19 protein-coding genes are annotated in these 19,518 nt (G+C 63.7%); 6 read left to right on the top strand and 13 right to left on the bottom strand.

Annotated elements, in window-relative coordinates:
• The 5 genes from FLO80_RS15155 to FLO80_RS15175 all read left to right on the top strand — a co-directional run.
• Nucleotides 1–1,026 (top strand): peptidoglycan -binding protein (locus tag FLO80_RS15155; protein WP_149187082.1); only part of this gene is annotated, 1,026 nt, incomplete at its 5' end.
• 168 nt (nucleotides 1,027–1,194) lie between these two features.
• Complete coding sequence (locus tag FLO80_RS15160) at nucleotides 1,195–1,794, top strand: MOSC domain-containing protein (RefSeq protein ID WP_111367178.1); 600 nt, start codon at nucleotides 1,195–1,197, stop codon at nucleotides 1,792–1,794.
• 150 nt (nucleotides 1,795–1,944) lie between these two features.
• Nucleotides 1,945–3,621: a formate--tetrahydrofolate ligase gene (locus FLO80_RS15165; protein WP_111367181.1), complete on the top strand. Its 1,677-nt coding sequence runs from the start codon at nucleotides 1,945–1,947 to the stop codon at nucleotides 3,619–3,621.
• A gap of 87 nt (nucleotides 3,622–3,708) precedes the next feature.
• Nucleotides 3,709–4,626 carry a bifunctional methylenetetrahydrofolate dehydrogenase/methenyltetrahydrofolate cyclohydrolase FolD gene (folD, locus tag FLO80_RS15170; protein WP_111367184.1) on the top strand — a complete coding sequence of 306 codons (918 nt, stop codon included), beginning with the start codon at nucleotides 3,709–3,711 and terminating at the stop codon, nucleotides 4,624–4,626.
• 191 nt (nucleotides 4,627–4,817) lie between these two features.
• Complete coding sequence (locus FLO80_RS15175; RefSeq protein ID WP_111367187.1) at nucleotides 4,818–5,522, top strand: LytTR family DNA-binding domain-containing protein; 705 nt, start codon at nucleotides 4,818–4,820, stop codon at nucleotides 5,520–5,522.
• Between the two features lie 34 nt (nucleotides 5,523–5,556).
• Here the strand turns inward: FLO80_RS15175 and FLO80_RS15180 are convergent, their stop codons facing one another.
• The 13 genes from FLO80_RS15180 to FLO80_RS15235 all read right to left on the bottom strand — a co-directional run bounded on the left by FLO80_RS15180 (nucleotide 5,557) and on the right by FLO80_RS15235 (nucleotide 18,301).
• Nucleotides 5,557–6,864: a DUF8689 domain-containing protein gene (locus FLO80_RS15180; protein WP_111367478.1), complete on the bottom strand. Its 1,308-nt coding sequence runs from the start codon at nucleotides 6,862–6,864 to the stop codon at nucleotides 5,557–5,559.
• A 245-nt stretch (nucleotides 6,865–7,109) separates the two neighbouring features.
• Nucleotides 7,110–7,604 carry a prepilin peptidase gene (locus tag FLO80_RS15185; protein WP_111367190.1) on the bottom strand — a complete coding sequence of 165 codons (495 nt, stop codon included), beginning with the start codon at nucleotides 7,602–7,604 and terminating at the stop codon, nucleotides 7,110–7,112.
• 15 nt (nucleotides 7,605–7,619) lie between these two features.
• A complete protein-coding gene (locus FLO80_RS15190; RefSeq protein ID WP_111367193.1) occupies nucleotides 7,620–8,477 on the bottom strand; it encodes a tetratricopeptide repeat protein in 858 nt (285 codons plus the stop codon).
• A gap of 53 nt (nucleotides 8,478–8,530) precedes the next feature.
• Entirely contained in the window at nucleotides 8,531–9,106 is a 576-nt protein-coding gene (locus FLO80_RS15195) for a tetratricopeptide repeat protein (RefSeq protein ID WP_111367196.1), read from the bottom strand.
• A 152-nt stretch (nucleotides 9,107–9,258) separates the two neighbouring features.
• The gene (locus tag FLO80_RS15200) at nucleotides 9,259–10,233 is read right to left on the bottom strand and encodes a type II secretion system F family protein (RefSeq protein WP_111367198.1); all 975 of its coding nucleotides are present in this window, start codon (nucleotides 10,231–10,233) and stop codon (nucleotides 9,259–9,261) included.
• A gap of 19 nt (nucleotides 10,234–10,252) precedes the next feature.
• Nucleotides 10,253–11,221, bottom strand: coding sequence for a type II secretion system F family protein (locus tag FLO80_RS15205; protein ID WP_111367200.1), 969 nt, complete (start codon nucleotides 11,219–11,221; stop codon nucleotides 10,253–10,255).
• Between the two features lie 5 nt (nucleotides 11,222–11,226).
• On the bottom strand, nucleotides 11,227–12,690 hold the full coding sequence (locus FLO80_RS15210; protein WP_111367203.1) for a TadA family conjugal transfer-associated ATPase: 1,464 nt from the start codon (nucleotides 12,688–12,690) through the stop codon (nucleotides 11,227–11,229).
• Nucleotides 12,691–12,704: 14 nt separating this feature from the next.
• Nucleotides 12,705–13,955, bottom strand: a complete 1,251-nt coding sequence (locus tag FLO80_RS15215; RefSeq protein ID WP_111367205.1) for a CpaE/TadZ family protein — start codon at nucleotides 13,953–13,955, stop codon at nucleotides 12,705–12,707.
• 340 nt (nucleotides 13,956–14,295) lie between these two features.
• The gene (locus FLO80_RS15220) at nucleotides 14,296–14,952 is read right to left on the bottom strand and encodes an OmpA family protein (protein WP_111367208.1); all 657 of its coding nucleotides are present in this window, start codon (nucleotides 14,950–14,952) and stop codon (nucleotides 14,296–14,298) included.
• A gap of 21 nt (nucleotides 14,953–14,973) precedes the next feature.
• Nucleotides 14,974–16,404 (bottom strand): type II and III secretion system protein family protein, encoded by a 1,431-nt coding sequence (locus FLO80_RS15225; protein ID WP_111367211.1) that lies wholly within the window; start codon nucleotides 16,402–16,404, stop codon nucleotides 14,974–14,976.
• 220 nt (nucleotides 16,405–16,624) lie between these two features.
• Nucleotides 16,625–17,473 carry a Flp pilus assembly protein CpaB gene (gene cpaB / locus FLO80_RS15230; protein ID WP_111367214.1) on the bottom strand — a complete coding sequence of 283 codons (849 nt, stop codon included), beginning with the start codon at nucleotides 17,471–17,473 and terminating at the stop codon, nucleotides 16,625–16,627.
• A gap of 304 nt (nucleotides 17,474–17,777) precedes the next feature.
• Entirely contained in the window at nucleotides 17,778–17,954 is a 177-nt protein-coding gene (locus FLO80_RS22890; protein WP_188078308.1) for a Flp family type IVb pilin, read from the bottom strand.
• 155 nt (nucleotides 17,955–18,109) lie between these two features.
• A complete protein-coding gene (locus FLO80_RS15235) occupies nucleotides 18,110–18,301 on the bottom strand; it encodes a hypothetical protein (RefSeq protein ID WP_111367217.1) in 192 nt (63 codons plus the stop codon).
• A 380-nt stretch (nucleotides 18,302–18,681) separates the two neighbouring features.
• On the opposite strand from FLO80_RS15235, the gene FLO80_RS15240 reads away from it, so the two are divergent.
• Nucleotides 18,682–19,497: a lytic transglycosylase domain-containing protein gene (locus FLO80_RS15240; RefSeq protein WP_111367480.1), complete on the top strand. Its 816-nt coding sequence runs from the start codon at nucleotides 18,682–18,684 to the stop codon at nucleotides 19,495–19,497.
• The last annotated feature ends 21 nt before the right edge of the window (nucleotides 19,498–19,518 follow it).

Genomic DNA, 19,518 nt, shown 5'->3' on the forward strand with positions numbered 1-19,518 from the left:
GCCGAGCTGGCCGCGCGGCTCGATGCGGCGGAGGCGCGGCTCGCGGCGCAGGCGGGGGCCGCCGAGGAGGCAGAGGGCGAAATCGGTGATTTGCGGCGGCGGCTTGCCGCGGCACTGGCGCAAAAGCAGGCAGCCGAAGAGGCGATGAGCGATCGCGATGACATCCGCCAGCAACTGGCCCGCGCGCTGGCCGCGCAACGGGCCGCCGAACAAGAGGCCGAAGAGGCGATGAGCGCGGCAGAAGAGCGCGCGGCGCTTCTGGCCACGGCGCGGCGCGAGTTGGCCGGGGAAGAGGAAAAATCGGCCGAGGCGCAACGGCGGCAGGCGCTTTTGAACCAGCAGGTGGCGGCGCTGCGCTCGCAACTGGGATCGCTTCAGGCGCTGCTGGACGATTACAAGGAGCGCGAGGCGGCGGCGAATGTCGAGGTGCAGTCGCTGGGCCGCGATCTCAACGCCGCCCTGGCGCGGGCGGCGGCGGAAGAGCGCAGGCGGCGCGAGCTGGAAGAGGCCGAGGCGCGGCGGCTGGCCGAGGAAAAGGCGCGGCTGGAGGCCGAAAAGCAGGACCTGGAGCGATACCGCAGCGAGTTCTTTGGCCGGATGCGCGAGATCCTGTCGGGGCGCGAGGGGGTGCGTATCGTGGGCGACCGATTCGTGTTCCCGTCGGAAGTTCTGTTCGCGCCGGGCAGTGCCGAATTGTCGGATGGGGGCCGAGCCCAGATCGCGCGCGTGGCCGGATTGTTGACCGAGGTGGCGGCGGATATTCCGCAGGAGATCGACTGGGTGATCCAGGTCGACGGGCATACCGACAACGTGCCGGTCATAGCCGGGGCGCGGTTCGAGGATAACTGGGAGTTGAGCCAGGCGCGGGCGCTGTCGGTGGTGCGTTACATGGCCGATGAGTTGGGGGTGCCGCCGTTCCGGTTGTCGGCCAACGGGTTCGGCGAGTTTCAGCCCGTGGCCCTCGGGGACAGCCCCGAGGCGCGGGCGCAGAACCGCCGGATCGAGCTCAAGCTGACCGAGCGGTGAGACGCGGAAGGGCGGGCCGCCCATCCGCCCTTTCTCGGAGGGGCGCTGCCCCTCCGGCCCGTTCCGGGCCTCCTCCCCGAGGTATTTTGGGTCAGATGAAGACCGGTTCGCGGTTGCGCAGGACCGGTGCGCGCGGCAGGTTGTGGCCGAAGCAAAGGAGGGCGCGCGATGCCGGCATTGATGGCGACGGATTTTCACGGCGAGGTGGTGTGGCTGGGTCGGGTCGCGGATCGCGACGCGGCGCTGGCGGCGGAGCCATTGGAGGCGGTGGAACTCGATTGGGGCGGCATCGAGGGCGAGGCGCATGGCGGGGTGACGCGGGCGTCGTGTTCGCGTGTGCTCGACCAGCATCCGCGCGGCACGGAGATTGCCAATGTGCGCCAGCTTTCGGTGCTGTCGCATGAGGAGCTGGAGGCGATTGCCGCGGAAATGGGGCTGGCGGCGCTTGATCCGGGGCTGCTTGGGGCTTCGCTGGTGCTGCGCGGGTTGCCGGATTTCACCCATCTGCCGCCGTCGTCGCGGTTGCAGGCGCCCGATGGCGCGACCCTTGTGATCGACATGGAGAACCGGCCCTGCCAGTTGCCCGCGTGCGAGATCGAGGCGGTGCATCCCGGGTTCGGGCGGGCGTTCAGGCGGGCCGCCGAGGGGCGGCGTGGCGTGACCGCATGGGTCGAGCGGCCCGGTGCGCTGCGGCTGGGCGATGCGATGCGGCTGCATGTACCTGACCAGCGGCCATGGGAGCATCTGGAGGTTGCACGGCGCGGATAGGCGCGTATTTTCCGCCCGCAAACGCCCCCCGGGCGAGACCGACGCAAGCGGGGGCGATTATGTCGGATTCGCGCAGCCATTGCGGGGATTGGACGCGTATGAGCGAAACCAGACACGCACACGAAGCGCCATCAGAGAGGTCTGCGCCCCATGAGCCATAAATCCGACATCGAGATCGCCCGCGACGCCAGCAAGCGCCCGATCCAGGAGATCGGTGCCAAGCTTGGCATAGATGCCGATCACCTGCTGCCCTATGGCCATGACAAGGCCAAGGTGAGCCAGGATTTCATCAACAGCGTCCAGGGAAATACGGATGGCAAGCTGATCCTTGTCACCGCGATCAACCCGACGCCCGCGGGCGAGGGCAAGACCACGACCACGGTGGGCCTTGGTGACGGGCTCAACCGGATCGGCAAGCGCGCGGCGGTCTGTATCCGCGAGGCCAGCCTCGGCCCGTGTTTCGGCATGAAGGGCGGCGCCGCGGGTGGCGGGTATGCGCAGGTCGTGCCGATGGAAGAGATGAACCTGCATTTCACCGGCGATTTCCATGCGATCACCAGCGCGCACAACCTGCTGTCGGCGATGATCGACAACCATATCTATTGGGGCAACGAGTTGGGGATCGACGAGCGCCGGATCGTGTGGCGCCGGGTGATGGATATGAACGACCGGGCGCTGCGTGATGTCGTTGTGGGCCTTGGCGGTGTGCCGAACGGGTTCTCGCGCCAGACCGGGTTCGACATCACCGTGGCCAGCGAGGTCATGGCGATCCTGTGCCTTGCGCGCGATCTCGGTGACCTGGAAAAGCGGTTGGGCGATATCATCGTGGCCTATACCCGCGAGCGCGAGCCGATCTATGCCCGTGATATCGGGGCGGACGGGGCGATGACCGTGCTCTTGAAGGATGCGATGCAGCCCAACCTCGTGCAGACGCTGGAAAACAACCCTGCCTTCGTGCATGGCGGGCCGTTTGCCAATATCGCGCATGGCTGCAATTCGGTCATCGCCACCACCACCGCGCTCAAGCTCGCCGATTACGTGGTGACCGAGGCCGGGTTCGGGGCCGACCTTGGCGCCGAGAAGTTCATGAACATCAAGTGCCGCAAGGCGGGTCTTGCGCCGGATTGCGTGGTGCTTGTCGCGACGGTGCGGGCGATGAAGATGAATGGCGGGGTGGCCAAGGCCGATCTCGGGGCCGAGAACGTGGATGCGGTCAACGAGGGTTGTGCCAACCTCGGCCGTCATATCGGCAATCTCAAGCAGTTCGGCGTGCCGGTGGTGGTGGCGATCAACCATTTCGTCACCGACACCGATGCCGAGGTGCAGGCGGTCAAGGATTACGTGGCCACGCAAGGATCGGAGGCGATCCTGTGCCAGCATTGGGCCAAGGGCTCGGAGGGCACCGAGGAGCTTGCCACGCGGGTGGCGGAGATCGCCGAGAGCGGCGTGAGCCAGTTCGCGCCGCTTTACCGCGATGACCTGAGCCTGTTCGAGAAGATCGAGCGCATCGCCACGGCGATCTACCGTGCCGACGAGGTTCTGGCCGACAAGAAGATCCGCGACCAGCTCCGGCAATGGGAAGAGGCGGGGTTTGGTCATCTGCCGGTCTGCATGGCCAAGACGCAATACAGCTTCTCGACCGATCCCAACCTGCGCGGCGCGCCCACCGGGCACAGCGTGCCGGTGCGCGAGGTGCGCCTGTCGGCGGGGGCCGGGTTCGTCGTGGTGATCTGCGGCGAGATCATGACCATGCCGGGCCTGCCGCGCAAGCCTGCGGCGCTCGAGATCGGGCTCAATGACATGGGGCAGATCGAGGGCTTGTTCTGAGGGCGAAAAACGGCCAGACCCGGCATCGAGCCGGGCCTGGCCGGGCCTTTGGCGAGAGTATTTGGGGCAAGATGAAAGGGCAGGGCCATGGGCGCGCAGATCATTGACGGCAAGGCATTCGCGGCGCAGGTGCGCGAGAAGGTGGCGGGCCATGTCGCGCATCTCAGGCAAGCGCACGGGGTGACTCCGGGGCTGGCCGTGGTCCTGGTGGGTGAAGACCCGGCAAGCCAGGTCTATGTGCGCTCGAAGGGCAAGCAGACGGTCGAGACGGGGATGAATTCCTATGAGCACCGGCTTGATGCGAGCACCGGCGAGGCGGAATTGCTGGCGCTGATCGAGCAACTCAATTCCGACCGGGATGTGCATGGGATACTGGTGCAATTGCCGCTTCCGGCGCATCTCAACGAGGACCTGGTGATCAATGCGATTGCGCCGGAAAAGGATGTGGACGGGTTTCACATCTCGAATGTCGGGCGGTTGGCCACCGGGCAGAAGGCGATGGTGCCCTGCACGCCGCTGGGCTGCTTGATGATGCTGCGCGAACACCACGGGAGCCTGTCGGGGATGAACGCGGTGGTTGTCGGGCGCAGCAACATCGTCGGAAAACCGATGGCGCAGCTTTTGTTGCGCGACAGTTGCACGGTGACGATCGCGCATAGCCGCACGAAAGAGATCGAAGAGGTCACGCGGCGCGCCGATATCGTGGTTGCAGCGGTGGGGCGGCCCGAGATGGTCACGGGCGACTGGATCAGGCCCGGTGCGACGGTGATCGACGTCGGCATCAACCGCGTCGACGCGCCCGAGAAGGGCACCAACGAGGATGGCAGCGTCAAGACCCGGCTTGTCGGGGATTGCCATTTCGAGAGCTGTGCCGAGGTGGCCGGTGCGATCACGCCGGTGCCGGGCGGGGTGGGGCCGATGACCATAGCCTGCCTGCTGGCCAATACCGTGACGGCCTGTTGCCGGATGCACGGGCTGGCCGAGCCCGAGGGGCTGACCGCCTGAGCCCGGGCGAACCGGCCATCGGTAGAGGAACGCCAAGTCACATCAGCGCGGGGTTGTACTGCCCCGGTTTCCCGGGCTAAATCCCGGGGGTGGGTGCGGCGTGGCTGGCGCCCTTCGAGCAATAGTTTGAGCGTGATCGAGTTCAGGTGAGGATACTGATTTCAAGGATTTTCTCCCCGGTCAGTCTGCTCATGTGGGGGGTGATCGGGGCGGTTGCGACGCTGACCGGGCCCTACGGCACCTATGAGGTGATGACGCTGCCACAACGGGCGTTGTTCTGGGCGCTTTTCGTGGGGCTTGCGATCGTCGTGGGGCGCGGAACGCGGGTCGCGCTTGAAACCTTCATGCCTGGTCGGCCTGCGTGGGTTGGTGACGTGGTTCACGTGGGGACGACCGTGCCGGTGATTACCCTCGTCGTTCTGGGACTTGTGCCGGTCATGCCGGGTGCCGAGGCGCTGGTCTTGCCTTCGGGCGTGTCTGTCACCGGTTCGGTTCTGGCGATTGTTCTTATCGTTCTGGGGTTCAGGCGCGCGGTGCGGATCGAGCCGACGGTGAACGGAAATGGCGAGCCGCAGCCGCGACTGGCCGAGCGCCTGCCCCGCGAGAGGCGTGGCCCGATCCTGCGGTTGTCGGGGCGGGATCATCATGTCGAGGTGGTCACGACACAGGGGACGGTGACGTTGCGGATGCGGCTCGCCGACGCGATCCGCGAGATGGAGCCGTTCGAGGGCTATAGCACCCATCGGTCGCATTGGGTGGCGCGGCAGGCCATCGAGCGGATCGAGAGGGAAAGCGGCGCGAAATGGTGGGTCGTGTTGCGCAATGGTGACCGGGTACCATTGAGCCGCAAGTATCGCCCGGACCTGGAAGCGGCGCGGGTCGTAGACACGCTTTGACGTGGCATCGGATCGGGCCGCCCCGCGATGCGGATCACTTCACGATCTTTTCGTCCTTGACGAACATGTTGGCCCAGGCCCGGTCGATGAGGTCGCGCGACATCTTGTAGGGGATGCCTTCGAAATCGCAGATCGCGATCATCTGGTCGATCAGGAACACCGGCTGGTAGTTGGCGTAGACGTTCTTGATCGTGGGATACTTTTCCTTGAGCAGGTGGATGAGCGCGGTTTCGTCCAGTTCCATCCCCTTCTTGGCAGCGACCATGGCGAAGATCTTGAGGAAGCCCTCCTGATCGGGGCCGTCGATCTTGATCTTGAAGAAGATCCGGCGCAGCGCGGCCTGGTCGAAGATCTCGTTGGGGTGGAAGTTGGTGGAGAAGATCACCAGCGTGTCGAACGGCACCTCGAATTTCTCGCCCGATTGCAGGGCGAGGATGTCTTTGGATTCCTCGAGCGGCACGATCCAGCGGTTGACCAGCGCCTGCGGCGGTTCGGCCTGGCGGCCGAGGTCGTCGACGATGAAGATGCCGCCGGTCGATTTGAGTTGCAGCGGCGCCTGGTAGGTGCGCGCGGTGGGGTTGTAGACGAGATCGAGCATGGAGAGCGACAATTCGCCCCCGGTGATCACGGTGGGGCGGTCGCATTTCACATAGCGCGTGTCGAATGTCGCGCGGCGGCGCAGGGAATTGGGGTCGTCATGTTCCTCTTCGGCCTTGGAATGCACGATCGGGTCATAGACGGTGATCACCTGGCCGGAATACTCGATCGCGCGAGGCACGAAGACCTTGTCGCCCATCGCGTCGCGGATGCCGTTCGAGATCGAGCTTTTGCCGTTGCCGGGCGGGCCATACATCAGGATCGAGCGGCCCGCACCCACGGCGGGGCCGAGATGGTCGAGCAGGCTTTCGGGCAGGACGAGATGGCCCATGGCATTGGTGAGTTGCTCGCGGGTGATCTGGACGTTGCGGATCGACTGGCGCTTGACCTGTTCGCGGTAGACGTCGAGCGGCACCGGCATGGCGCCGAAATATTCCGATTGCGCCAGCGCGTCGAGCGCGCGCGCCTTGCCCGCATCGGTGAGCTGATAGCCCATTTCGCCGCCCGAATTGGCGTTGAGCGTGCCGGTCGCCTCGATCAGGCGCTGGTCGCGGCCCATGTCGACCAGATCCTGCGTGACCTGCCGGGGCAGGCAGATCGCGCGGGCGATCTCGCTCACTTCGCTGACATTCTTGCGGAACATGGTCTTGAGGAGGATGTCGCGCATCATGATGACGGGAAGTTGCATCTCGGCGAGCGACTTGGGCGGCGGGGGGGCCAGGACGGTGGTGGCTTGCATGTTCATCTGGGTGGCCTCGTTCTGGCGTTTGTTCATTGGTGGCCACACCGCCCTGCCGTCGCGGGTCGGGGCGGAAACAAAGGCCTGTTTGACGTGCAGATTGCCTTTGCAAAATGGGCAAATCATGGTGGGTGGGGCGCAGATCGTGGCAATTCCGAGGAAAGTTTGGGGCAATCCGGCCTGCAGGACGGCCTGATTGGAGGAGGCGGAGTCATCGCCAAAACCATGCCGGGGGGTGCGCGCGGGCGGGGTTAGCGCCCGTAGAAGATGCCAAGACCGAGATAAAGCGCGAGGGTCGCGCCGAGGCTGAGGCCCATCGGGAAATCCCAGCCGCGTTGCCAGCTTTCCCAGCCCGGAGCGAGGCGGCGCAGGGGCGAATGCCGGACCAGCCGGTGGGTGACGAAGGCGGCGAGGAGGTTGGCGGCGAAGAGCGCCAGCAACAGCCGCAGGTCGCCCAGCGCGATAAAGGGTGCGGCGGCGGCGGCGAATTTCGCATCGCCCGCGCCGACCATGCCGGCGGCGTTCAGGAAAATGCCGATCCCCAGAACGATGGCCAGTTGCGACAGGCGCCAGAGGAACATGTCCCACGGCATGAGAATGAGCCCCAGGCCGACAAAGACCAGCGTCAGCGCAATCACCGCCTTGTTGGGGATGCGCATGGTGGCCATGTCGGACCACGCGACCCAAATGCAGATCGGCCAGACGAGGGGCGCGAACCAGAGCGCGGTTTGGGCCGAAAGATGCATGATTGCCAACAGACCCTAGTTTATGACGTTCGATTCAAGCGCGCGCAGCGAGCGGACGGCGGCCTCGAAATGTTGGGGGTGGGTGTCGATCGACTCGCGCAGGAGGCCCTTGCCGATCTCGACATCGCCCTGCTTGATCGCCGAAAGCCCTAGCGTGTGCAGAAGCTGGGCGCGCTCGGTCTGGTCCATCGGCATCACGGGCAGGTTGTAGTTGCGTTGCGCGCCACGGGCCAGCACCATGTTGTTCTTGGCGGTGAAGAGCGTCTTGTCCTGCGTCAGCGCTTCGGAAAACAGGCGCTCGGCCTCGGAATAATCGCCGCGGGTGAGCTTGGAATAGCCCCAGTTGTTGAGCACGCCGGCGGGTTTGGTCGTGAGGCCCACGGCGGTTTCATAGAAACTGTCGGCCTTTTTCCAGTTCTTCTCGGAATCGGCGACCATCGCTTCGAGCCGGTAGCGTTTGAAGGTCTCGTGGGTGGGGGGCACTGCATCAAGCGTGGCCTTGGCGCGTTTCCAGTTGCCCGCGCGAATGAGGGCATCGGCCAGATCGACGCGGTCGTCATCGGTGGCGCCCGCCATCTTGACCAGCTTGTCATAGGCGGAGACCGCCTCGGTCGGGCGCTTGGCCCGGATCAGCGATTGCGCCAGCCCGCGTTGCAGGTCGGTGCGGTCGGGTTGATCGGCGGTGGCGCGTTTGAAATAGGTCACCGCCTCGTTCGGGTCGGCCACGGTGAGCATGATGTCGTTGAGGTTGCTTTCGTCCACCACGTTGACGTTCTGCAAGGCGCGGTTGACTTCGTCATCGGTGGTTTTGTCACATGCAGCGAGAAGCACCGCACCCGACAGGCACAGGGAAAGAAACTTGATCTGGCGCATGTTGCCTGCGTCCTTTTACTGCCTCGGCCTCGTTCTCTTTTCTGGTCCCGTTATTATGGAATTTGGCGGATCAGGTAATCGCTGCTGCCCCGCCGGACCAGTTTGTAATCTTGTTGCTCGGCCTCATCATAGTCGGGATTTTCGATTTTTGCGAGGGCCAAGCGCAAATTATCGCGGATTGAGTCACTTTGGCCATTGTCGAGCGCATAGGCGCGGCGGAACATCTGGCTGGCCTCGGCATAGTCGCCCTTTTCCATCAGAACCACACCGAGATTGTTCCAGGCTTCGGGCACCGCCTCGTCGGTACGGATTGCACGACGGAGGAGGGTTTCGGCCTGCCCGAGACGCCCCAGCCCGAGATTGGCCGTGCCCAGTGCCGCGATCACGTCGGGGGTGAGCCCCTCCTGCGCGGCCGCGCGGGTGAAGGCCTCGAGCGCCAGTTCGTTCTCGCCCGCCTGCATCAGGCGGTGGCCGACGGTGAGCCCGTCCACCGCGGCGGCACCGGGGTCGACGCCGGGTGCGAAGGGGCCGTCGCCGTCAGGGCCGAGGCGCGGCGCGCAGCCCGCAAGTGCGAGTATCGCGGCGAACGCGGCCAATGCGGCGATGGGGCGAAGATGCGGTCTGCTCATGGTTCCGAACGGGGTCGGTGTTATCGTTGAGTGCCTCTTTACGACAGGAACGCCACAGGGCTAAGCGATTTCGCCGGTTGAGGCGATGGTTTTGGTGCGGGGCGGCGCGTTCGTGCATCACCCGGGCGGGCGCGCGTGGCGGATGTAACCTCTCAGGGGCCTGCCATGTTGCCCAGTTGGGTGATGCCGTGGACCGACGGCCCCACGAGGATGATCAGCAGCGGCGGCACGGTCAGCATCATCGTGGCCAGCGTCATCTTGGTGGGCAGCTTGTTGGCGGCCTCTTCGGCGCGCATCACGCGCTTGTCGCGCATCTCGCTGGCAAAGACGCGCAGTGCGTCGGAAATCGGCGTGCCGAAGGCCTGCGACTGCACCAGAACGGTGGTGAAGCTCGACACGTCCTGCACGCCGCAGCGTTCGGCCAGGTCGTTGAACACGGTGGCCTTGTCCTTGCCGGCCTTCATTTCGAGCGCGACGATCTCGAACTCATCGGCCAGCGCGGGAAAGGAGGCGCGGATCTCGCGGGCGACGCGGATGATCGCCTGGTCGAGCGACTGACCGGCCTCGACACAGACCAGCATCATGTCGAGCGCGTCGGGAAAGCCGTTGGTGATTTCCTCCTGCCGGGCGCCCTGGCGTTTGGTGACCCAGTATCTCGGCAGCAGGTAGCCTGCGGCGCCGGGACCGAGGATATACATGATGGTCTGCTGGGTCGTCGCCTCGGCACCGGATTTGAAGGTGACGAAATAGGCCACGCCGAGGACCAGGAAGAGAATGCCCAGCGCGAATTGCGCGAAGTGGAAATAGCGCACCGCGTCGCGGTCGCGGTAACCCGCCTGCAACAGTTTGAGCTTGATCCCGGCCATTTCCTCTTCGCTTTTCGGTTCGAGGAAGGAGGCGTATTTTTCAAGCTTGTCGTTGCGCTGCTTGGTGCGCAGCCTTTCCTTGGATTCAAAGCCGCTGCGGGGCTTCTTCTGTTCCTTCTTGAGCTTTTCAAGCGGGTCTTCGCGCTTGGCGAGGAACATGGGCAGGGTGAGAAGCACCATCAGGACACCCAGCATGCCGACCGCCATCAGCGGCCCCATCGGCCCGAGCGCGTCGACCAGCATATCGTTGATACCTTGCATCGTGAAACCCTTTCGCGGCTCAGACTTTGATGTTGGTCAGCCAGCGCATGACGATGAGGTTGAGCGTCAGGAAACCGGCGACGAAAAGACAGGCGGGGATGAACCAGGGATGGTCGAGCACCTCGTCATAGTAATTCGGGTCCAGCACGTTGATCGCGATCAGGGCGACAACCGGGAAGGCCGACAGGAACTTGCCCGACCATTTTGCCTCGGCGGTGATCGCCTTGACCCGGCGGAACAGGCGAAAGCGCGAGCGGATCACCTTGGCCAGACCGGCGAGGATCTCGGCGAGGTTGCCGCCGGATTGCTGCTGGATGGTGACGGCGACGGCGAGAAAGCGCAGATCCTGAAGGTCGATCCGTTCGGCCATGTCCTTCAACGCCTCGCCCATATCGCGGCCATAGGCGGATTCGTCGGCGATGATGCCGAATTCGGTGGCCAGCGGGTCCTTGACCTCTTTCGAGACGATCTGCACGGCCGAGGAAAACGGGTGCCCGACGCGCAGCGAGCGCACCATGAGTTCGACCGCGTCGGGGAGTTGCTCCTCGATCATCGACATGCGTTTCTTGGCCTTGGAACTGACCCAGAAATAGACGCCGCCGACGCCCATCATCACCGACAGGGCCGCGCGCAGCGGCAACGAGGTTTCGGTGCCGACGGTCATGCCCAGAAAGGAAATGCCCGACAGGCCGATCATGATCATGATGAGCTGTTTCGGGGTAAAGGCGATGGCGGCCTTTTGCGCCTGCGAGGCGAGCAGCGAGTAGAGCGGGATGGAGCGCGAGCGCATGTGCTGGCTCATCTCCTTGCGGAGCTTTTCCATCACCTCCTCGCGGTTGGTGCCCTTTTGCAGCATTTCGAGCCGGCGGTTGACCCGGCTGTTGAGCGAGATCGACTTGCCGAAGACCGTGAGATAGAGGCCCTCGACGAGGACAAGCACACCGATGAAGATCAGCCCGTAGATGATGAGTTCTGCACTGATGGCCATGGGTGTTACTCCGCTGCTATGGGTTCGAAGATCGAGGGCGGCAGGTCATAGCCCCAGAGCCGGAAGCGTTCGGAATAATGCGAGCGCACGCCGGTGGCGGTGAAATGGCCGATGATCTTGTTCTCGGGGGTGAGGCCGACGCGCTGGAAGCGGAAGACCTCCTGCATTGAAATCACGTCGCCCTCCATGCCGGTGATCTCGGTGATCGAGGTCATCCGGCGCGAGCCGTCCTGAAGGCGGTTGGCCTGCACGATGAGGTTGACGGCGCTGGCGATCTGCGAGCGCACGGCCTTCAGGGGCATTTCGATACCGGCCATGGCGATCATGTTTTCGAGCCGCGAGATGCCGTCGCGGGCGTTGTTGGCGTGGATCGTGGTCATCGAGCCGTCGTGGCCGGTGTTCATGGCCTGGAGCATGTCGATCACCTCTTCGCCACGGGTCTCGCCGACGATGATCCGGTCGGGGCGCATCCGCAGCGCGTTCTTGAGACAGTCGCGGGGGCTGACCTCGCCCTTGCCCTCGACGTTGGGCGGGCGGCTTTCCATCCGGCCGACATGGGTTTGCTGGAGCTGGAGTTCGGCCGTGTCCTCGATGGTGAGGATGCGTTCGGCATCGTCGATGAACGAGCTGAGCGCGTTGAGCGTGGTGGTCTTGCCCGAGCCGGTCCCGCCCGAGACGATGATGTTGAGCCGACAGGCCACGGCAGCCTGGAGATAGGCGGCCATTTCCTCGGAGAAGGCGCCGAAACGCACCAGGTCGTCGATGCCGAGTTTGTCTTTCTTGAATTTGCGGATCGACACGAGGCTGCCATCGACCGCGACCGGCGGCACCATCGCGTTGAAGCGCGAGCCATCGGCAAGACGGGCGTCGACATAGGGGTTCGATTCATCGACGCGACGGCCCACGGCGGACACGATCTTGTCGATGATCCGCATCAGGTGCTTTTCATCCTTGAAGGTGATGTCGGTCAGTTGCAGCCTGCCATCACGTTCGACGAAGATCTGTTGCGGCCCATTGACGAGGATGTCGTTCACGCTGTCGTCCTGCAAAAGCGTTTCGAGGGGGCCGAGCCCCTTGACCTCGAAATAAAGCTCCTGGTTGAGCTGGGTGCGGTCGTCGCGGTTGAGCACGACCGCTTTCTGGTTCAGCACCTCGTTGGTGATCTCGTTGATCTCGGCGCGCAGGTCCTGTTCGCTCGCGGTGTCGAGCGCCGCGAGATTGAGGTTTTCCAGAAGTTCGCGGTGCAGGTCGAGCTTGAGCTCGGCCATGCGCTCCTTGCGTTTCTGGTCCTTGTCGGCGGTGGCAGACCGGGCGGGCGCGGCGGGTTTTTGCCGTCGCAGCGAGGTTGGTGCATCGGTGGCCTCTTCGGCCCCGGCTGCGTTTTTCTTCGGCAGTTCGGCGATCTTGCCCCTGGGTGCGGCGCCTGCGGGTTTGCCGGGGTTTGCGCTTTTCTTGTATCGCGAGAACATCTTGGTCTAACTCCTCAGGCGGCTTCGGCTTCGTCGCGGCCCAGTTCGTGCAGGGACGATGCGAGCTTGGCGATTTCCTTGCGCAGCGGGTTCTTGGCGGCGGCATTGGCCAGCGGCAGCCCGTGATCGGCGCCTTGCGTGACCGGTTTGCCGCCATCGGGCAATTGCACCTCGATCGAGATGTCGAGGCTATCGGCCAGGCGCTTGACGCGGGATTTGCCGTTCAGGTCGGTGAATTTCGGTCCGCGATTGAGCACGTAGCGCAGCTTTTCGATCGGCAGGTCCTCGGCCTGGAGCGCGCGCTTGACGCGAAGCGCGTTCTGGGCCGAGCGCATGTCGAGTTCGAGCGTGGCAAAATAGATCTGGGCGGCGTTCAGCACCGCCTCGGTCCACTGGACCATGGTCGAGGGCATGTCGATCACCACGTAGTCGAAATGGCGGCGTGCGTGGTCGAGCACGGCGATGACATCGCTTGAGGAAATCAGGTCGAGCGGCAGCATTTCGGAGGGGGCGGTGAACACGGAAAGCTTGTCTTCGTAGCTCACGAGCGCCTGTTTGAACACGTCGTCATCCATGCTTTCGGTGTCGGACCACAGCTCGAATATGGCTTCGCGGCGGGGCAGGTCGAGGAAGGTGGCGACCGAGCCGTATTGCAGGTCGAGGTCGATCAGGCAGACCTTGGGCGGGTTGGCCTTGTCGACGATGGCCAGTTCCCATGCGAGATTGACGGCGAAGGTGGTTGCGCCGGTGCCGCCAGCCAGCCCGTGCACGGCCAGCATCACGCCGTCGCGATTGCTGGGTGCGGCGTGGGCCATCGGGGCCGCTGCGGCCTGGGTCATGACGGGTTCGGAGGGTTCGGGTGCGTGGAGCCGGTCAATCGCGGCCTGAAGCTCGTTCTCGGGGAGGGGGTAGGGCACGAATTCGTCGGCCCCCTGGCGCAGGAGCTGGTGCAGGGCGGCGGGGCTGACGTCTTCGGCAATCAGGATGACCTTGATGCCCTTCTGCTTGGCGGTTTCGATGATTTCGCCCAGCATGACGAGCTTTTCCTCGTCGGTTTCGTCGATGGCGATGGCAACGAATTCGAGCGCCTCGGCCTCGGGCTGATTGAAGAACGCCTTGGCCTCGGTAAAGCCGAGATCGCCCCATTGCTCGCCCAGCGCGGCTTCCATGTCCTCGATCAACAGGTCGAAGTTCTGCACGTCACGACTGATCGTGCAGGCCAGAACCGGGCTGAGATCAGTTTGCAGAGTTTCGTTATCCGTCATTGCCTCGTGTCCCTTTTGATTCGGCCGTCCGGTATTCAATGCGGCGGGCACACCTGATTACCCCGCCAGTCGGATCGGGCCGTGCCCCGCGTTACCTGGGGCAGACTCGTTGAACTGGGGGTTATCTTGCGTGAAAACGGGGCAACATTAGGGCCAAAAGATCGTAATTGTGCGGTAACATGAGACGATCAAAGCCATGTTGGCGGATCGTTCATGAATTTTCACCCGTGGCGAAACCGGGGCGCGGCGGACTCGCTTCCCGGGGGATTGGTGGGATCACTGCGCTGTTGTGCATATGGGCGCCGCAGCGAGCGCCCGTGTGATCATATCGTGGCGAGGATCATTCCGAGGTCTGGCGATTCGAGCTGGAGCTTCCGGTCAGCCCGGTGGGCGCCCTGGCGCTTTCGACATAGTCGCGATAGACCACCTGCGCATACTTGCCGTCCATCACGGTGGGATGGCTGCGCACGAAGCCTGTCACCTCGGTCACGGCGCGGCGGTTGCGCCGGTCGCGGCTTTCGGTGGCGATGATCGGTCGGGTTTCGCCGAAGGAGGCGACGGCCTCGAGCCGCGAGCGCGAAATGCCCTGGCTGGTCAGGTAGGCGACCACGGCCTGTGCCCGGCGCATGCCCAATCTCTTGTTATAGGTGGCTGGCCCGGGTTTGTCGGCATGGCCATAGACGCGAAAGCGCACCTCGGGAAATTGTCGAATCCATTGCGCCTGCTGGCGCAGCGTGTCGCGGGCGCCGGCATCGAGCTGGGCGGAATCGAAGGCGAAATTAATGGCCGAGGGCACTTCCTGGGCGAACCGGTTGGCCAGCGAGTGGACGTAACTCTTCTCGCCCGACATGATCTGGGTGTTGTTCATCGTGGCGTTGCCGAAATAACCGCCGTCGACATTGGACCCGGCCTCGCGGAAGAAGGACTGTCCCGTGGGGTCTTCGGCCGAGCATCCGGCAAGTGCCAGAAGGGCGATGGGTGTGATGAGAAGTCTCATGGTCGAATGCCCCGCATTGCCTCAGTCCATTACATAGCCGTAAGAGCCGGTGAAATCCTGCTTGGCAACCTCGCCGGCGGCGCCGCGGGTCGGGCGGCGGGCGTCGTTGGCCACGATACCGTTGAGAAACAGGTCTTTCTCGCTTGGCGGTTTGATCCGGTCGGTCGGGAGCGCCAGCGCCTCGCCCCGGGTCGGCGTGACCAGGTGGGCGGTGACGATGATCACCAGTTCGGATTGTTCACGGCTGTAATTGGCCGAGCGGAAGAGCGCGCCCAAAACCGGGATGTCGCCGAGCCACGGCACCTGTCCGTTCAGGTCGCGGAAATCGTCCTGAAGCAGGCCGGCGATGGCGAAGCTCTCTCCGTCGCGCATCTCGACCGTGGTCGAGGTTTCGCGGCGGCGGAAGGCATCGACCGAGAAATTGTTGAAAGTTGCGGCGTTCGATGGGTCGATCGAGCTGACCGCGGCCTTGAGTTCGAGGTTGACCAGGTCGCCATCGACCACGCGCGGGATGAAGCTCAGCTCGATCCCGAAGGGCTTGAATTCGATGCTGATCGCGCCGTTGTCCTGCGAGACCGGGATCGGGTATTCGCCACCGGCGAGGAATTTCGCCTCCTGACCCGAGAGGGCGGTCAGGTTGGGTTCGGCGAGGGTGCGCACGACACCTTTGGATTCAAGGGCTTCGAGCAGAACGCCAACTTCGACCGCGCCAGCGTTGAAGCCAAAGAGCATGGCGCCGTTGTTTTCGGACACGGCCGGAACGTTGCCGCCCAGCGAAGTGCCGATGGCGCCGGAATTATTGTTGGTGTTGGTGCCGCCGTTCACGCCCAGCCCGCCGCCGAACATGTTGCCGTTGAGGGCAAGCGAGGTGGACAGCGATTTCGACACGGTGCGTTGCATCTCGGCAAAGCGGACCTTGAGCATGACCTGCTGCACGCCGCCGACGCTCATCAGGTTTGAGACGCGTTCGGGCGCGTAACGCTCGGCCAGATCGAGCGCGCGTTGCAGCTTCTGGGCCGAGGAAATGGTGCCGGATATGACGATGCCGTCATTGGCGGTGCGCACCTCGATCTTTTCGCCGGGCAGGATCTGGCGCAGGCGTTCCTTGAATTCGCTGATATCGGCCGAGACCCGCACATCGACATTGGTGATGAGCTGGCCGGCGGCATCGAGAATGGTGAGCGTGGTCAGTCCGGGCGCCTTGCCCAGGACATAGATCGTGCGGTCGCTGAGCGAGGAGATATCGGCGATCGAGGGGTTGGCGATGCTGAGTTCGGCGAAGGGAACATCGCTTTCGACCACGATGGCCCGGTTCATCGGCACGTTCAGGTTGGCCGATGTGCCGCTTTTGACGACCCTGAGCGTGTCCGCCAGCCCCGCGTCGGGCAGATGTGCAAACCACCCAAGTGCCAGACCCATGAGGGCCGCGGTGAGAAAACTGCTCTTCTTCATAGTGACCTGCCTCTCCGATCACGCCTCGGTTTTCGGGTCTTTGCGCCCGCAATTGTCGAGACAATGCGTCAATTTCGCTTTTTTTGCAAGAATCAAAGGCTTCCGGGTCTTCCTTTATGTGGGTAACCCGCAACAGGCGGGCATCTGGGGTAGTTCAAGTGGGAAGGGGGCACCGGTTCGGTACCCCCCTTATGTGGTTGGTGATTTCAACCCATCCCCATCAATTGGTGCACGGGATCGGGATTTCGACCACCTCGGCACCGCGGCGGGTGCGGATCGTGCATTGCTCTTTTTCGACCACCCTTTCGGGGGCCGGGGCCTCGGCGATACCTAGAAGCCGGTTCTGGTCGATCTCGATCGTTTCGGAAATGGTGTCGTCATTGTTGCCAACTAGGGACAGCGACAGACGGCCGGTCGATTGCGCCTGGGCCAAGCCCGCGACCTGTTCGGGGCGCACGGCGACGGTAACGGTGCGGGCGATGGAGGCACCGGGCGCATCGACATTGGCGGATTGGTCGATAGCGATGATCTTGACCCCGGCCTCGATCATCTTGGTCACTTCGCGGTTCATCTGGGCGCTCTGGACCTGTCCCGACCAGTAGATATCGACCGAATTGCCCGGGCGCAGGAAGCCCGAGACGCCCGAGGCGACATCGACCTTGATCGCGAAGGCGCGCATGCCGCGGTCGAGCAGCGAGGTGATGCCTGCGCTTTCACCGGGTTTGGTCACCTTGACCGCGGTCAGTGCCTCGTTCGGTTCGATCGCGCGCAGCATCACGCGCTGGCGGGTGGGATCGGGAAAGAGCGCAGCCTCGTCGTGGAAGGCGCCCTGAGGTTGAAGGTTGGCGGGCCATTTGACCAGCCGCACGTTTTCGGGTTTGATCTCGTCGCCGTATTTCATTGGGCGGTTTGCCACGTAAAGTTCGACCGTGTCGATCAGCCCGCCATTCGCGGCGCGCTGTCGGGCGATTTCGTTTTCGTAGGCGGTGAACCTTTCCTGGATCATGTAGACCGCAAGGCCGGCGAGACCCAGCCCGGCGATGAGAACGAGTCCGAATACGGCACGCATGATTTACCCTTTCTAATACTTGCATCCTGCCCCGATGGCGAAGGCCGCGGACAATTACGGATGCATTCCACAACGGTTTGCCATCGGATTATGACGAAATTGGGGAAGGCGCGTGAAGCTCCGGCGGCTTTTCAGGGCACGGTGTCGCCCGATGCGATTGTCGAACGCGGGTTCGGGGAACGCGATGGAGTTCTGGAAATATCGTTCGCCCCGGGGGCAACACCGAAAACCGGCCCTTGGAGGCAGGTTTCCCGGTTTGTGCTCGGGGCGTTTCGCGTGGGTATCGTGCGCGGGCCTGCGACGGTCAGAAGGACCAGTCGGTCATGTAGGTCGCGGTGGCGCCTGCGGTGTCGGTCGTGGCGCTTTCCATCAGGCCGTAGCCGGCGGCCAGAAGTGTCACGACAAGGGCGGTCAGCACGACCCAGTCAACCGTAACGGCGCCGCTTTCGTCCCTGGCGAAGGATTCGAGATACTGTTTCATGCTCATAACTCCCGAGATACCAAAGCCGGACCGGATGGCGGGCCTTGCCACGCGGGGCGTGACGGCCCGGATCTTGCCAAGCTGGCCTTGTGGCAAAAGGGGGCCGTATCCGGATTGGAAACGGCCCCCCTGTGATTGTTCAAGTCAACCGCATATTACGGGGTGGTCGTGCCCGGAGCTTGCTCGCCGATATAGGTCGAGGTCGCGTCGGTCAGGCCGGTTGCGCCGGTTTCGATCGAGGTGTAGGCGGCCACGGCCAGGCCCACGACTGCTGCGGTCAGGACAACCCAGTCAACCGTGACTGCGCCGTCTTCGTCTGTGCAGATGTTCTTGAAGAATTTGATCATGGTTCGTCCCTCCAAAGGATCGCTTAGGTTTTCGTAACCTTGTCGGCGAGGTGATGGACCGTTTCTCTCTCACTTGGCCCGTCGCCGTCTTGGTATGACCCTATATGGCCATTGGAATCGGGCGGGAATTTGGCGCGATTTCAGCATTTCCGGTAAATTTCGCGGGCAATCGGCACTTTTATCGTAATGCATTGAAATTAATGGAAAATAAGTCTGAGAAATATGTTTGTGATATAATTTGAAGGTGAATCGCGTGGCAAATGTGGCATAAATCCTAAGGATCTCGCCCTGCAATCTGGCTCGGGCGCGCGATTTCTGCGATCATTCATCCAACGAAAAACGAGGCAGGACATATCGCGATCATGCGTGCGGTTTTCACGATGGCGGCCATTGCTGTGGTTGCGCTGGGTCTGGGCCCGGCGCCTGCGGACACGCCGCCGCCCTTTCCCGAGTTTACCTTCAAGCGGGTAAAGCCGCCCAAGCAGGGCACGGGCAAGCGCATCACCATCCAGATCGAACCCGAGGACCGTGCGGCGGCGCAACCGGCGGCGGCTCCACCTGCACCTGCGCCGGAAACGGGCGATGCCACGGGGCGCTATGGCTGGTTCTGGGACGCGATTTCGCCCGAGATCGAGAAAAGCGGCCCCGGGCGGCTGGAAGAGGCGTTGATAAGGATTGCCAATCCGCCCGGTGGCGCGGCGGCTGTGGGGGCGCCACGGCTTCAGGGCTTGCAGGACATCGCCCGCGCACAGGGCGCGGACATCCTGCGCGCGACGGTCGGCACCGAGGTTTCACCGGCGCTGGTTCTGGCGGTGATCGCGGTGGAATCGTCGGGCCGAGCCGACGCGGTGAGCCATGCGGGGGCCTCGGGCCTGATGCAGCTCATGCCGGCGACGGCGGCGCGGTTCGGGGTCGGCGACGTGTCTCTGGCCACCGACAACATCAAGGGCGGGGTGGCGTTTCTCGATTTCCTGATGAAAGAGTTCGACCGCGATCCGATCCTCGTGCTGGCGGGGTATAACGCGGGCGAGAACGCGGTGAAAACCCACAAGGGGGTGCCGCCCTATGCCGAAACCCGCGATTACGTGCCCAAGGTGCTGGCCGCGTTCCAGACAGCACGGGGGCTATGCCTTACGACGCCGCAACTGGTCAGTGACGGCTGTGTTTTCAATGTCGACGTGAGAAAGGACGGCTGAGGGTCGCTCCGGGGTCGGGGC

This window comes from Aquicoccus porphyridii (assembly GCF_008369105.1).
Taxonomy (GTDB): Bacteria; Pseudomonadota; Alphaproteobacteria; order Rhodobacterales; family Rhodobacteraceae; genus Aquicoccus; species Aquicoccus porphyridii.